This window comes from Sorangium sp. So ce117 (assembly GCF_051524395.1).
Classification (GTDB): domain Bacteria; phylum Myxococcota_A; class Polyangia; order Polyangiales; family Polyangiaceae; genus Sorangium; species Sorangium cellulosum_B.
Window position 1 is genome coordinate 9,606,615 of the sequence record NZ_CP150309.1, and the last position, 14,779, is coordinate 9,621,393.

The 14,779-nt window shown below is 69.6% G+C and carries 12 protein-coding genes; 8 read left to right on the plus strand and 4 right to left on the minus strand.

The window, feature by feature from the left end:
- Window positions 1-107 precede the first annotated feature (107 nt).
- The 4 genes from WMF46_RS36025 (at window position 108) to WMF46_RS36040 (ending at window position 4,038) form a co-directional block, all read left to right on the plus strand.
- Window positions 108-1,238: a beta-ketoacyl-ACP synthase III gene (locus tag WMF46_RS36025; protein ID WP_437981350.1), complete on the plus strand. Its 1,131-nt coding sequence runs from the start codon at window positions 108-110 to the stop codon at window positions 1,236-1,238.
- Between the two features lie 28 nt (window positions 1,239-1,266).
- Window positions 1,267-1,965, plus strand: coding sequence for an iron-containing redox enzyme family protein (locus WMF46_RS36030; protein WP_437981351.1), 699 nt, complete (start codon window positions 1,267-1,269; stop codon window positions 1,963-1,965).
- 1 nt (window position 1,966) lies between these two features.
- Window positions 1,967-2,890 carry a DUF6999 family protein gene (locus tag WMF46_RS36035; protein WP_437981352.1) on the plus strand — a complete coding sequence of 308 codons (924 nt, stop codon included), beginning with the start codon at window positions 1,967-1,969 and terminating at the stop codon, window positions 2,888-2,890.
- A 179-nt stretch (window positions 2,891-3,069) separates the two neighbouring features.
- Window positions 3,070-4,038 (plus strand): DMT family transporter, encoded by a 969-nt coding sequence (locus WMF46_RS36040; RefSeq protein ID WP_437981353.1) that lies wholly within the window; start codon window positions 3,070-3,072, stop codon window positions 4,036-4,038.
- A gap of 169 nt (window positions 4,039-4,207) precedes the next feature.
- Here the strand turns inward: WMF46_RS36040 and WMF46_RS36045 are convergent, their stop codons facing one another.
- Window positions 4,208-4,687, minus strand: coding sequence for a carboxymuconolactone decarboxylase family protein (locus WMF46_RS36045; RefSeq protein ID WP_437987973.1), 480 nt, complete (start codon window positions 4,685-4,687; stop codon window positions 4,208-4,210).
- A 136-nt stretch (window positions 4,688-4,823) separates the two neighbouring features.
- Between WMF46_RS36045 and WMF46_RS36050 the strand changes: the two genes are divergently transcribed.
- The 3 genes from WMF46_RS36050 to WMF46_RS36060 all read left to right on the plus strand — a co-directional run bounded on the left by WMF46_RS36050 (window position 4,824) and on the right by WMF46_RS36060 (window position 10,651).
- A complete protein-coding gene (locus WMF46_RS36050) occupies window positions 4,824-5,717 on the plus strand; it encodes a sigma-70 family RNA polymerase sigma factor (RefSeq protein WP_437981354.1) in 894 nt (297 codons plus the stop codon).
- A 275-nt stretch (window positions 5,718-5,992) separates the two neighbouring features.
- Entirely contained in the window at window positions 5,993-9,226 is a 3,234-nt protein-coding gene (locus tag WMF46_RS36055) for an MYXO-CTERM sorting domain-containing protein (protein ID WP_437981355.1), read from the plus strand.
- 36 nt (window positions 9,227-9,262) lie between these two features.
- Window positions 9,263-10,651, plus strand: coding sequence for an IS1380 family transposase (locus WMF46_RS36060; protein WP_437980858.1), 1,389 nt, complete (start codon window positions 9,263-9,265; stop codon window positions 10,649-10,651).
- A 159-nt stretch (window positions 10,652-10,810) separates the two neighbouring features.
- Here WMF46_RS36060 and WMF46_RS36065 read toward each other — a convergent pair whose 3' ends face one another.
- Together WMF46_RS36065 and WMF46_RS36070 are read right to left on the minus strand one after the other, a co-directional pair.
- Window positions 10,811-11,281 carry a cupin domain-containing protein gene (locus WMF46_RS36065; protein ID WP_437981356.1) on the minus strand — a complete coding sequence of 157 codons (471 nt, stop codon included), beginning with the start codon at window positions 11,279-11,281 and terminating at the stop codon, window positions 10,811-10,813.
- Window positions 11,282-11,440: 159 nt separating this feature from the next.
- Window positions 11,441-12,136, minus strand: coding sequence for a DJ-1/PfpI family protein (locus WMF46_RS36070; RefSeq protein WP_437987974.1), 696 nt, complete (start codon window positions 12,134-12,136; stop codon window positions 11,441-11,443).
- Window positions 12,137-12,223: 87 nt separating this feature from the next.
- Between WMF46_RS36070 and WMF46_RS36075 the strand changes: the two genes are divergently transcribed.
- A complete protein-coding gene (locus tag WMF46_RS36075; RefSeq protein ID WP_437987975.1) occupies window positions 12,224-13,300 on the plus strand; it encodes a GlxA family transcriptional regulator in 1,077 nt (358 codons plus the stop codon).
- On the opposite strand, the gene WMF46_RS36080 is transcribed toward WMF46_RS36075, so the two are convergent.
- Window positions 13,287-14,762, minus strand: coding sequence for a hypothetical protein (locus tag WMF46_RS36080; protein WP_437981357.1), 1,476 nt, complete (start codon window positions 14,760-14,762; stop codon window positions 13,287-13,289). The genes WMF46_RS36075 and WMF46_RS36080 overlap by 14 nt on opposite strands.
- Window positions 14,763-14,779: the final 17 nt, after the last annotated feature.

The following is a 14,779-nucleotide window of genomic DNA, read 5'->3' on the forward strand; positions in this document are numbered from 1 at the left end:
TCGGCGAGACGCGACGTGGTTACGCCTCGGCCCGGCGAGCGCGATTGAGGTAGTGTGGATGGCCGCCGTGTCGAGCTAAAAGCCCATGTCGGCCACGGGGAGGGATCATGGATCGTTCCGTCTACATCACCAGCACTGGCGCCTTCTTGCCTGGCAAGCCGGTCCCCAACGAGGAGATGGAGCAGTACATCGGCACGATCAACGACAGGCGCTCCAGGCTCGGGCGCTTCGTCCTCCGGCAGAACGGCATCAAGACACGTCACTATGCGTTGACGCCGGACGGCGTGTACCTTCACAGCAGCGCAGACATGGCGGCTCGCGCGATCCGGGACGCGCTTTCCCGCAGCGAGATCGCCGCGGAGCGGCTCTCCTTCCTGGCGGCGGCGACCACCCAGGGCGACCTCCTCGTCCCCGGTTTTGCCAGCGCGGTCCACGGCGAGCTCGGCCTGCGGCCCATGGAGATCGCGAGCTTTCAGAGCGTCTGTGCCAGCAGCATGATGGCGTTCAAGTCCGTCTACCTCCAGCTGAAGGCGGGCGAGCACGACTGCGGCGTGGCCTGCGCGGCCGAGCTCTCCAGCCGCTTCTTCCGACCTGGCTTCTATGCCGGTCGGGAGCAGGAAGGCGAGGACTCCTCCGCCTTGATGGAGACCGAGTTCCTCCGCTGGACCCTCTCCGACGGGGCCGGCGCCTGGCTCCTGGAGACCCGGCCGAACGAGGGGCGCCGCTCCCTGAGGGTGGAATGGATCGAGCTCTGCTCCTACGCCGACCGCTTCGACCCCTGCATGTACGCGGGCACCTCCAGGAACCGGGCGGGTGAGATGAAGCCCTGGAGCCACTACGAAAGCCCTGCCCTCGCAGCGCAGCAGGGCGCCATCGTCCTCAAGCAGGACTTCGATCTGCTCTACCGCATGTTCCCCGTGTGGGCGAAGCACTACCTCGATCTCGTGGATCGGCGGCAGCTGCGGCCCGGAGCCATCGACCACTTCATCGCGCACTACTCGTCCCACTCTCTCCGCGGAGAGATGGTCAAGCTGCTCGCGAAGACCGGCGCGATGGTGCCCGAAGCTCGCTGGTTCACGAACCTCTATTCCCAGGGGAACACGGGGGCCGCATCCATTCTCCTCATGCTGCACCAGCTGATCGAGGAGCGGGATCTGCAGCCGGGCCAGCAGGTCCTCGGCTTCGTCCCGGAGAGCGGCCGCTGCGTCATCGCCTTCATGCTGCTCACGGTCGTGTGACCCGCCGTCATCACCAGGGAGGTTCAGGATGCTTCCGGAACGCACATCGCCTCGAGACGAAGATTCACCGCAGGCCGTCCTGCGCGGGCTGTCGTCCATCTGGCTGGATTTCGAGTCCCAGGTGCATCACATCCCGATCGTGCGGCGCGTGATCGAGCGTCGTATTCGCCTGGCCGATTACCACGAGCTCCTGCTGAACCACCGGGCGCAGGTCATGAACGGGGCGCTCTGGATCGCGCGCGCCGCCTCCAACGTCGGCCACGAGTTCGCCGAGCTGCGCTCGCGCTTCATCCGCCACGCGGCCGCTGAGCACCGCGATTACCTGATGCTGGAGCAGGACTACCTGAAGAGCGGCGGCGACCCGGCCGGGCTCGCGCGGCGCGAGCTGAACATCGGCAGCGAGGCCCTGTCTGCCTGGATCTTCCATCGAGCCGATCAGCCGAACCCCTTCGATCTCCTCGGCGCCATGTACATCATCGAAGGCCTCGGCAAGCGGGTCGCGGCCCAATGGGCCGAGCACGTGCGGTCCGCCCTTCACCTGGAGGCGCAGGCCGTCAGCTTTTATCTCTATCACGCGAAGGCCGACGAAGATCACCTGGGCGAGCTGGAAGAGGCGCTCCGCTGTGGTATCTTGAATCTCCCGCAGATGGCGCCGCGGATCCTCAAGACCGCCCGGGTCACCGCGCGGCTCTACCGCCTCCAGCTCGAGGAGATCGGGAGCTACTGACATGGATTTTCAGGACTCTTTCAGGAAGATGAAGCACGACCCCAGGGATCCCGATCCGTGGCTGGCCTTGTACCTGGACCGGTCCTTGCCGATCGACGAGAGGGCCAAGGCCGCCCTCCTGAAGAGCCAGCGCAGCTATACGCGCAGGGTCGTGATGCCGATCATCAAGCCGTTCGCCCGCCTGTCGATCTCCGGCATCAAGCTCATGAAGATTCTCGTCCCGACGAGCTGGCAATCTCCGTGGTTGTTGCACCGGTCCATTTACTGGGGTCTGAGGCTCTTCGTCGCCCCGGAGGCCAATTACCTCATCCTGCGCCACTTCACCATCGGCACGGAGATCTTGAGGTTCATCGAGGACAACATCCCGGGCATCGAGCTCGAGACGACCACGCCGCTGAGGACCAGGAGGCTGGAGGATCTGCTGGACGACACGTTCACGATCCACGATCTGACCTTCTACAACTTCATCATCGAGCTGAACGAGAAGCTTCGCGCAGAGGGGCGTGAGATCGAGCCCCGGAGAGCGATCGATTTCTCTGCCATCACCGATGACGACGCGAGCATCGACGACCTCCCGAACACCTGGCTGAACGTCGTCGACCTGCAGACCGCCATCGAGATCTACACGCCGCTCTATGCGCTGTTCCTGTCCGATCACCATTTCTGGCGGGCGAGCAATTCGCTGCAGCTGGACGAGATCATCGCGCTCTATGTCGGCAAGATCCTGAACGATCCGCTGCCTGTCGCCCTGGTGCACAACCATCATCCAATGGTGCCCAGATCGACGCTCGAGGCCGGCTTCCGGTTGACGCTGCACGGCCTCGACTCCGAGACCCTGCACGGACACCTGAGGAAGCTGAAGGCAGAAGCGAAGGGAGCGGCGGCCCCGGGAGCCATCACGCCGGGACGGTCTCCTGAATCCTGAACTTGCTCCTCTCGCGGGCGGACGTAACGTCACGTGAACGGAGATGATCGAGGCAATCCAATGAGCGACATGAAGGGCTGGGCGACCGCAGCGGCGCTGGCTGCTGGTCAGCGGGACCAGGCGAGCGAGCCGACAGGGACCCGCGTGGAGAAGCGACCCCGGCGTGCTGGTGGGCTCCGATGAGCGGCGCCAGCGCGATCCAACCTGCCCGGGGGTTCCACAAGAGCCTGCGCGCGACCCTGTTCATGGCCATCGCGGCGGCGCTGCTCACGTGGTCGCAGGTCGCGCTGCGGTTCCTCTCGGAAGCTCAGCCGGGCGCCGACGACATCACCCTGGTGATGCTGGTCAATTTCTGGACGAACGTCGCGATCTTCGTGGCCGTCGCCCTCCTCCTCTCGCGAAGCAGCCGCCGTGTCCCGGTGGCCGCCCTCCTGGAGCGGCGCCTACCGCTTGGCGCCTACGCCCTCTGCGACCTGCTCGGCATCACCTTCTTCCTCATGGGAAGCCTGTTCCTCCCCCTCGCCACCAACTCGCTCCTCTATTCGCTTCACGTGATGTTCACGCCCTTCCTCCTCTGGGTCGCGCTGCGAGAGGCGCCCGGCACGAGGCGAGGTCTCATCACGATCTGGGCCTTCATCGGCGTGGCGATCTACTTCCACGAGGGGCTGCTGACCTACCAGGATCTCCACGGGTACCGCTGGCTGGCCCTGATCTTACCGCTCACGGCGGCGCTCTTCATGTCCCTCGTCAACCTGAGCGGAGATCGCCTCCAGGACATCCCGTTCGAGTACACCCTCCTCGTCACCGCCCTGGTCGGCATCGTGGCCAGCCTCCTGGCGCTCGTGACGACGGCCTCCGGCTCGATGATCCTCGGAGGCAGCATCTGGTCGTCCTGGGATCAGCTCGTCGTCTCGGCCGGCGCCGGGGCCGCCGCCCAGTTCTGTGTCGTGCTGGGCCTCACCTCGGGCAGCCTGCTCGCGGCGGTGATCACCGAGGCGCTGACGGTGGTGCTCACCGGGATCGCCGGGCTCTTGTTACTCCGGGAGTCGATCAGCCCTGCGCAGGGCCTCGGCATGGCCATCATCCTGTCGGCGATCGTCCTCATCAACCTGTCGAACCGGAGCCCCCGGGCCGGCGAGCCGGCGTGACGACTCCCCTCTGCGGCGGTACGTTGCACCGCCGTTACGGGGCCAGTCTCGGCGACTCCGCGCGCGCCGCGGCGCACGGCGTGCTCGCTGTAGAACCGCTCTACGGGGTCCACAACGATGCGCGCCAGCGCGCCGAACAGCGCACCATCCTGGACGAGCCTCCGCCTCCTCAGCGGTTGTCCGCGCGCGCCTCCCACTTCACCGAGCCGGCGATCTGCCTCGTTGTCACGTTGACCCGATTGAAGAGGTTGGTCAGCCCGATGTGCAGGGTCAGCGCCGCGAGCGCCGGCTCGTCGTAATGCCGCGCGGCCTCCTCCCAGACGGCGTCGGGCACAGGATCCGCGCGATCGTTGAGCCTCGTCGCGGCCTCGGCGAGCGCCAGCGCGGCGCGCTCCGCGTCGGTGAAATAGGGCGCCTCGCGCCACGCCGCCACGGCGAACATGCGCTCGTCGGTCTCGCCCGTCTTCTTCATCTCGCGCGCGCCCATGTCGACGCAGAAGCCGCACCCGTTGATCTGGCTCACCCGCAGGTGGACGAGCTCGAGCGTCCGCGCCGGCACGCCGCTCTTCTTCACCGCGCCGATCAGGGCGTAGATCGGCTGCATGACGTCGGGGATGACCATCGCGGGGTTCTTCATCCGTGCTTTCAGCATGTTCGTGCTCCTTCCGAGGCGTTCGGGTGTGCTCGCCAACGGTGACGGGGCGCTGAACGTCCGTTCGCGTCGTCACATCGGCTAGGGTTCGTCCGTCACAGCCATGACGAAGCACGACGAGGGAGTGTGACCGATGGATGAAAATAGTTGGCTGGCGGAGCGGTTCGAGGCCCACCGGGCCCATCTGCGGGCCGTGGCGTACCGGATGCTCGGCTCCCTGAGCGAGGCGGAGGACGCCGTGCAGGAGTCCTGGCTGCACCTGAGCCGCGCCGACACGAGCGGCGTCGAGAACCTGGGCGGGTGGCTGACGACGGTCGTGGCGCGGGTGTGCCTCGACATGCTGCGCTCCAGAAAGGCGCGGCGCGAGGACCCGATGGCCGCGCCCGACCCCGCCGCGGACCGCGAGGCCGGGACCGACCCCGAGCGCGAGGCGGTGCTGGCCGACTCGGTCGGCCTCGCGCTGCTCGTGGTGCTCGACACGCTGACCCCCGCCGAGCGGCTCGCCTTCGTGCTGCACGACCTGTTCGCGGTGCCCTTCGAGGAGATCGCCGCCATCGTGGGCCGCTCCCCGGCCGCGGCGAGACAGCTCGCGAGCCGCGCCCGCCGCCGCGTGCAGGGCGCGCCCCCGTCCCCGGACGCCGACGTCGGCCGCCAGCGCGAGGTCGTCGACGCCTTCATCGCGGCCATGCGCGGCGGCGACTTCGACGCGCTCGTGGCGATCCTCGATCCGGACGTCGTGATCCACGCCGACGCGACGGCCGAGCCCCCGGCCGGGGGCGAGATCCGCGGCGCGCGCGCCTGGGCCAAACAGGCGATCCCCGCCGCGCGCGGCGCCAAATTCGCCCGCCCCGCCCTCGTGGACGGCACGGTGGGCATCGTCGTGGCCCCGCAAGGGCGGCTCTTCCGGGTGCTCCGCTTCACGCTCGAGCAGGGGAAAATCGCCCGGATCGACGTCATGGGCGACCCCGAGCAGCTCCGCGATCTCGACCTGTCGGTCCTCGACGGCGGACCGCAGCCGGAAATCTGAACAAGCCCTGTGGGAAGCGCGCTTCACGGAGGCGTGCTCGCCCGCAGCCTGCTCCTGATCGGAGCGCTCGCGCGCCTCGGCTGCGGCGGCTCGACGCCGCAGCCCCACGCCGCGCCGAGGTCGCCGCCCGCCCGATCAGCTCACCTGGGCCACGCGCGTCGCCGTGCGTGACGTGGTTTACACGGCTTCCTCACTCGGCATACCTTTTTTAAATGCATTCTCTTACCGTTCTGCGGCCTCGTGGAGGGTGGTTCCGCGGCGTCTTCGCCGCTGCCATGGCCGTCGTGGCGGCGTCGTGCGCCACGGACGGCCTCCCCGGGAGCCCTCCCGAGGCATCGGAGCGGGCGGGGCTCGAAGCGAAGGAGGCGCCGGCAGCGGGGTTATCGTCGGCCACGACGCCCGAGGACCTGCGCGCGGCGTACATCGCCGCGGTGCAGGGAGCGGCGTCGGAAGCGTACGCCGCGATGGTCCTGCAGCCGGGACGCCTTCTGGTGGAGAACGAGGCGCAGCGGTTCGCGACGACGCTCGACCGCTCAGGGGTGTGGGTCGCGTCGGACGATGCGCCGTGGTCGCTGTCGATGCGCGCGGCGGGGCTCGGGTGCGAGGGGGCGGTGTCCGCGGTCTCCGAGGCCGAGCCCGAGGCGGAGGGCAACCGGGTCCTGTATCGTCACGAAGGGCTCCTGGCGTGGTATCTCAACGGCCCGCTGGGGCTCGAGCAGGGCTTCGTGATCGCCGAGACCCCCGCGTGCGCCGGGACGAAGGTCGTGACGATCGAGCTCGGCGGGGATCTCCTGGCGGAGCTCGACGACGCAGACGGTGACGGCCGCGGGGAGGCGATCCGGCTGGTCGACGCCGAGGGCCGGGCGGCGCTCTCGTATGCGGATCTGCTCGTGAAGGACGCGCAGGGAGACGCGCTGCAAGCGTGGCTCTCGGTGGAGGCGGGGCAGATATCGATTCACGTGGACGACGCGGGGGCGGCATATCCGGTGGAGATCGATCCGCTGATCACGACGCAGCAGGCGAAGCTCCTGGCGAGCGATGGCGCAGAGATGGACCGTTTCGGCGATTCGGTCGCGCTCTCGGGCGATACGGCGCTCGTGGGGGCGGAAGGAGACGACGACGCTGGGCACATCGCCGGCGCGGCCTACGTGTTCGTGCGCAGCGCCGGCGTCTGGACCCAGCAGGCGAAGCTCCTGGCGAGCGACGGGGCGGAGAGCGACTATTTCGGCGGCTCGGTCGCGCTCTCGGGCGACACGGCGCTCGTGGGGGCGAGCGGAGACTCCGACGACGGCTTGAGCTCCGGTTCGGCCTACGTGTTCGTGCGCAGCGCCGGCGTCTGGACCCAGCAGGCGAAGCTCGTGGCGGCCGACGGGGCGGAGCGCGACTATTTCGGCGGCTCGGTCGCGCTCTCGGGCGACACGGCGCTCGTGGGGGCGCAAGGAGACGACGACAAGGGCTCGAGCTCCGGTGCGGCCTACGCGTTCGTGCGCAGCGCCGGCGTCTGGATCCAGCAGGCGAAGCTCGTGGCGACCGACGGCGCGGCGCTCGATAGTCTCGGCAGCGCGGTCGCGCTCTCGGGCGACACGGCGCTCGTGGCGTCGCCCGGCGGCCATGGCTTTCAACCCGGCTCGGCCTACGTGTTCGTGCGCAGCGCCGGCGTCTGGACCCAGCAGGCGAGCCTCCATGCGCGCGACGCGGGGCGGGATGACCATTTCGGCAGCGCGGTCGCGCTCTCGGGCGACACAGCGCTCGTGGGGGCGCAAGCAGACGACGACGACGTCTTCGTGGACACCGGCTCGGCCTACGTGTTCGTGCGCAGACTCGGCGTCTGGACCCAGCAGGCGAAGCTCGTGGCGACCGACCGCGAGACGTGGGACTATTTCGGCATCTCGGTCGCGCTGTCGGGCGACACGGCGCTCGTGGGGGCGTTCGTGTCCGACAGCGCCACTTGGGACGCCGGCGCGGCCTACGTGTTCCGGCGCAGCGCTGGCGTCTGGACCCAACAGGCGAAGCTCGTGGCGACCGACGGGAGGAAGGACGACGATTTCGGTTTTTCGGTCGCGCTCTCGGACGGCACGGCGCTCGTGGGGGCGAAGGGAGACAACGACAAGGGCAACTCCTCCGGCTCCGCTTATGTATACGTGATGCAGAAGACAAGCGGCGAGCCGTGCGCCACCAGGGCCGAGTGCGCGAGCGGGTTCTGCGTCGATGGCGTGTGCTGCGACACGGCCTGCGGCGGGGGCGTGCCAAACGACTGCCAGGCGTGCAGCGCGGCCGCGGGCGCCGCGGTGAACGGGACATGCGGTGCGCTGGAGGCGAACACCCAATGCCGAGCGGCCGCGGGGGGCTGCGACGCGGCCGAGGTATGCGATGGGACGAGCGTTGAGTGCCCCGCGGACGCCAAGCTCGCGGCGGGGACGCAATGCCGCGCGTCGGCTGGCGTGTGTGACGTCGCGGAGGTCTGCGACGGCAGCACCGGCGCTTGCCCGGCAGACACCAAGGTCGCGGCGGGGACACAATGCCGCGCGTCGGCTGGCGTGTGTGACGTCGCGGAGGTCTGCGACGGCAGCGCGGGCGCTTGCCCGGCAGACACCAAGGTCGCGGCGGGGACGCAATGCCGCGCGTCGGCCGGCGCGTGTGACGTCGCCGAGGCCTGCGACGGCAGCGCGGGCGCTTGCCCGCCGGACGCCTTGGCCGCCGCGGGCACGCAATGCCGCGCCGCCACGGGGCCCTGTGACATCGCGGAGAGCTGCAACGGCACCGACTTGGCGTGCCCGGCGGACGCCGTCGCCGGCGTGACGACGGATTGCCGACCTGCGGCGGGCCCCTGTGATATCCCGGAGAAGTGCGACGGCGCCGACAAGACCTGCACGCCCGATGTGCTGGCGCCGGCGGGGTGGGTCTGCCGTGCCGCCGTCGGCGAATGCGATGTCGCCGAGACGTGCAAGGGCATTTCAGTGAATTGCCCCGCGGACGACAGCGCCCCCGATGGCGCGATGTGCACCGGCGGTCTGTGCGTCGGCGGCGCGTGCATGAGCGGCAGCGGCGGCTCCGGCGGCGCTTCTACCACCAGCAGCGGCTCCGGCGGCTCTGACGGATCGAGCGGCGATTCCACCATCAGCAGCAGCTCGAGCAGCGGCTCCGGCGGCTCCGGCGGCGGCGGTGGCTCCGGCGGCGGCGATTCCACCAGTAACAGCAGCTCGAGCGGCAGCTCCGCCGGCGGGGAATCCGGGGACGACGGCGGTTGCGCGTGCCGCGCCGCGGGAGCTACATCGAGCGATCCGCGCCGGGGCGCCGGCGGGGCCGCGCTCGCCTTGCTCGGCCTCATGGCCCTCCGGCGCCGGCGCGCGGCGGACCTGCTCTGCTCTGCGCTGCGTCCCGGCGCCGCGTGGACACGAGCCCACCTCTCGCGGCGGTCATTCACCAACTCATCCACTCAGCGTGGATTTCGCGCCTACGAAACCGATCCGAGGCGTGAGAAATCCGCCGTCGTAAACGGAAGTCCTTGAAAGAAAGGCTCGGCGTGGCGACCCGTCCGGGTTGCTATGACCAAACGAAGGCACACGCCGAGCACCTCCAAGGTGCGTCGACGCGAGCTCGGGTTCAAGAGGAAAGGCGACGGACGGCACCAAGAGCGAATCCGGCGGCCAGACCCTCGCAGCATTCACGTCGAGCCCACGGAGAAGAACCTGACGGGCGTCGCAGGGCTCGCCCCGTTCGGCGCCTTCATCCGCGAGCTCGGCATCGACGCGGCCCTGAGCCGCTGGTTCTCCCGGCTGAAGACCGGCCGCACGGTCATCTACCCGATGGCTGCGCAGATGCGCCTGCTGATGGACAGCGCGCTCGCCGGCGAGGAGCGCGTCTTCGGCATCGAGGCGCTCGCCGTCGATCCGCTCTTCGTGCGTCTCGCCGGCGGCGTCGTCCCGAGCATCGACACCGTCTACCGGGACCTGTGCCGGTTCGATGAGGAGGCGCTCGAAGCGCTGCACAGCATGGTCGTCGACCACGGGCTCGCCCTCGTTGCTCGCCGAAAGCACCGTTTCGTGCACATCGACGTCGACACGACCGTGGAGCCGCTCTTCGGGATGCAAGAGGGGGCACTTCCGGGCCCGAACCCACGCTACCGTGGCCGGCCGAGCTATCATCCGATCCTGGCGCGCATCGCCGAGGTCGAGGCCATTGTCGGGGCCAAGCTGCGACCGGGCGACACGAGCTTCGGCGAAGCCGATGTGCCCTTCGTCGAGGAGTGCATCGACCGGGCGCGCGCCGCAGCGCCGAGCGCGGCCATCTACGTGCGGATCGACGGCGCGGGGGATTGCAGCGCCTTGATGCACGCCGTCGCCACGAAGGAATGCTTTTTCCTGACCAAGGCGCGGATGAGCCCTGATCTGGTCGGCAGGGTCGCGTACGCCACCGGATGGCGTACCATCGACCGGGATGCCGACGGTCGTCCTCGACGGCAGGTGACCGAGGTCCCCTTCCGGCGCAGCGGTTGGCCGAATGGAGTCCGCGTGATCGCCGTACGCACACGCGATCGGGAGAACGGCAAGCAGATCTACCTCTGGGAGGGCCTCGACTACACGGTGCAGGTCTTCTTGACCAACGAGCCGGTCGAAGCGCCGGAAGACGTCGCGGCGCGGTATGACCTGCGCGCGGGCATCGAGCCACTCATCGGCGATCTCAAGCACGGATGGGGATGCGGTCGCGTGCCGAGCCATAGCTTCAACGCCAATCATGCCGCGCTGCTGCTGAAGTTGCTGACCGCCAACCTGATGCGCCGGTATGTCCTCGACCATGTTCCGCACCTCGCGACCTGGCGAACGCCGTGGTTGCGGCGCGCGCTGATCCTCGTCCCTGGAAGGTTGGCCCGCTCGAGTCGGTGCACGAAGCTGCACGTGCCGGAGCGCTCGCAGCTCGCTCGCCGGCTCAATTGAGCCCAGAACCAGCCGAAATCATGGTGGGGGGTAAGGGGGGCGTGTGCCTTTGCGCCGCGCTGAGCGCACCCGATTGTAATCGACGTCGCATTCGTCGGCGGAACGCCACTCGCGCGTCGCCGTCGGCCCACTCGTGCCCCGTAGGCGCGAAATCCACGCTCAGTAGGGTGTTCCGTCCTTGTGCGTGAAGGCGTACTCGCCGCCCACCTTGCGGAAGGCGAGATCCTCGTCGGGATACTCGACACTGTCTTCGGGATCGCGGTTGCTGATCTCGAGGTAACGCGCTGGCGCGGCGCTGCGGTTGACGAAGTGATGCCCGTCGCGCGCGCCGGCCGGAAAACCCGCGCACTGACCCGCCGTGAGCACCTGCTCGCCGTCGTCCGTGCGCAGCACCACCTCGCCCTCCAGCACGAAGACGAGCTCGTCCTCGTGAGAGTGGTAGTGCCGCAGCGCCGACTCCTTGCCCGGGAAGAGCGTGGTGAGGTTGACGCCGATCTTCGTCAGGCCGAGCGCATCGCCGAGCGCGCGCTTCTCGCGCGGCGTGACGCGCGCGCGAAGCGGCTCGGGGTACGCCGAGCTGCTGCGGGGCTCGAGATCGCTGGGGTTCAGGGCAGGGCGTTCGAGGGGCATGTTCATCTCCGAGCAAAGCGGCTGCGCTCAGCGGCCGCGGTGTGGGCATGAGCGTGGAGGCGAGCGTCGCCGGGCTCAAGGGGATCGCGGGGGCTCACGACCAGCCCCGCACCCCGATCCTCTTTCGGAGGGAGAGGGAGGAGGCTCCCGGGAGCGCAGTCACACCGGTCGGGCGAGCGCGGCGCGCGCGGCCAGCAGGGCGGCGCGGCGCTCGGGAAGCTGGAGCAGGGCGCGCTCGCGGACGCGCGTGAGCACCTCGGCGGGCGCGGTCTCGGGGGAGCCTGCGTCAAAAGGAGGCTGCGGATCGTACTCGATGCTGAGCTGGATGGAACGAGCGACGTCCGCGCCGGCGATCTCCTCCACCAGGGTGAGCGCGAAGTCGATGCCGGCGGTGACGCCGCCGCCCGTGATCACGTTGCCGTCGCGCACGACGCGCGCCGCTTCGGTCTGGATGCCGACCTCGGCGAGCAGCGGCCGGAACGCCCAGTGGCAGGTGGCGCGTTTGCCGTCGAGCAGGCCCGCGGCGGCGAGCAGCAACGAGCCCGTGCACACCGAGGTGACGTAGCGCGCAGCGCGGCCGAGGCGCTGGACATGCGCGACGAGCTCCCGATCACCGAGGGCCGCCGTGAGGCCGTAGCCCCCGGGCACGCAGATGGCGTCCGCTTCGGTGATGTCGGACAGGCGGGCGAGCCCGCTGAAGGTGAGGCCGCTGTCGGCGGACAGCGAGCCGCCCTCGCGGGAGGCCGCCACGAGGCGCGCGCCGGGCAGGCGCTGCAACACCTCGAACGGGCCCGTGAAGTCGAGCTGCGTGAGCTGGGGGAACAGGATGAAGACGATAGTAAACGGCCTTTCCATGGCGCGCCTCTCTGCCGGAGTTGACCTGACCATCCCACGATGGCACCTTGGCAGAAAGGACAAATAGTCCTCCTTTCCTGCCAAGCCATGCCCCACGCGATCAGCGTCGTCATCTTTCCGGGGTTTCAGCTGCTCGACGCGGCGGGCCCGATCGCTGCGTTCGAGATCGCGGCGGCCTTCGTCCCCGGCGCGTACGTGCTCGGGCTCTGCGCGGTAGAGCCAGGACTCGTGCGTTCGTCCTCGGGCGTGGCGTTCGAGACGCAGCGGCTGCCGCGCTTGCCGCAGGTCGACACCCTGCTGATCGCCGGAGGGGACGGGGTGCGGGAGGCGCAGCGAGACACGCGGCTGCTCTCGTTCCTGCGTCGCGCCGGCGCGCGCGTCCCCCGCATCGCGAGCGTCTGCTCCGGGGCGCTGCTGCTCGCTCGCGCCGGCTTGCTCGACGGCAAGCGCGCCACCACGCACTGGTGCCGTGTCGCCGAGCTGCGGAGAGAGTTTCCGAACGTCAGCGTCGAGGGCGACCGCATCTGGGTGCGGGACGGTGAGTTCTGGACCTCGGCGGGCATCTCCGCCGGCATCGATCTCGCGCTGGCGATGATCGCGGAAGACCTGGGCGCCTCGGTCGCCCGCGACGTGGCGCGCCAGCTGGTCGTGTACGCGCAGCGGCCCGGCGGGCAGACGCAGCACTCGGATCTGCTGGAGCTCGGGCCTGCCGGAGGTCGCTTCGCCGAGCTGCATGGCTGGATCCGGCAGCGGCTCGGCAGCAAGCTCGGCGTCTCGGAGCTGGCCGCCCGCGTGAGCATGAGCCCCCGGACCTTCGCTCGCGCCTACGTGGCGGAGACCGGCGTCACCCCCGCCAAGGCCGTCGAGCGCCTCCGGGTGGAAGCGGCGCGCTCGTTGCTCGACGCGGGGGCGCTGTCGCTGCAAGACATCGCCGACCGCACCGGCTTTGGCGACATCGAGCGCATGCGCCGCGCCTTCATCCGGCTCTTCGGAGCACCGCCGTCGGCGCTGCGCCGGACGGGGCGGGCACCAGCATCCGGGCCCGCCCGCGCCCCCGCCCCCTCCCCGAGGCGCCCCCCTGCCCCGCTCGCCCCGATCGAATCAGCACGCGTCCGCGCTGAATTGCCCCACCCCCGCTCCAGCGGCGTCGTCAGGAGCCGCTGAGACGCTCCTTGGCGCGCGCCCTCACGAACATCGCTCCGTCGCGCGCAAGCCCCGACAGCACGGCGGCTGTGGCTCGCGGGTGGTCCGCGACGGCGTAGCGGACATGCTTGTTCTCGTCGGCGGCGCGCCGCTCCAGGATCTCGAGCGGGCAGTCGGCGCGCCACACGATGTGACGGCGCACGACGAAGTCCGGGTCGTGTTCGAGGTCGAGCAGCAGGGACAGTGGACATGTCTCGTTTCTGCCAACCTGCAAGCGCACATAGGAGTCGGCGTCCCGCGCGAGCTGCGACAGCATGCGCTCGGTCGTGCTCGGATTCTGCGCGACGGCGCCACGGACGAAGAGGTCGGCGGAGTCGGCCAGCTGGACGAGGATATGCTCCGGTGTGAGCGGGTGCTTTCCGATCTCGCAGTGGTTGTCGCGCAGGGCGCTCGCGGTGACAAGGATGTCCGGCGTCACGCCTGGATGCGCGAACACGGCGCGACGCAACAACTCGCTCGAGGCACGGCTCCATTGGCGCAGGTACGCTTCGGGACAATCGGGGCGCTTCACGAGCTCGAGCTTCACCCAGGTGTCGTCGTCGCTCGCAAGCACTTCGAACTGCTCGGCGCTCAGCGCGCGGCGCCGCGCCAGACGTCGACGAACACCCGCGAGCGGGTCGCGCAGCAGGCCCTGCAGGTGCGCGGCATCGAGCGCTTCGTGGGTTGCGAGCAGCAGACGCACGGCGGGCGGCGGACTGTCTGTGATCTGGGGGTAAAACGCGGCGGGGAAGTCCGGCCGTCGCAAGAGCGCGAGCAAGACGCGTTCATTCCGATCAGCGAGCAGCTCGGGCATCCTCGCGTCGTCCCACGGCAGCGACGCGGCGGCGATGGCGCGATAAGAAGCCAGTCGGTGTCGCGCGAAGGCACGCAGTGTGTCGAGCGAGAGACCCATGCGCGTCTCGGCGACGAGCCGCACGGCTGCGTCGGCGTCGTGACGGAAGCGTTCGAGCCAGTCGCGCGGACACTCGCGATGCGAAGCGACGGCGCGGCGTGCCTGGCCTCCGAGCTCGGCGAACTCGGCGAGCACGGAAGCGGGCACCGGCTCGTTGCGCGAGATTCGCGCGAGGTCTTCGCCAAAGTGATGCGGAATCGCCGCGGCGTGTCTTGCGACCGCGCGCACATTACCGTCGCTGTCGGTCCAGAGCCGGCGGCGAAGCGGCTCGTCACAACCTGGATGGGCGGCGACAGCGCACCGGACGGGGCGCGTGGGGTCACGCGCGAGCTGCGCGAGGACCTCGCGAGGAGCGCCCATGCGGCGGGCGAGGGCGCGACGAACGCCGATGGCCTTGTCGGTGGCGAGGGAGAGCAGCGTCGCGAGCGGCGTGTGCGGGTGCAGCGCCGCCTTCACGCGCAGACCTTCGTCGGGGGAGCGCGCGAGCGTTTGCAGATCATCGGCGCTGAGCTCTGCTGTCCGTCGCTTCATTCACAGGGATATTTAGC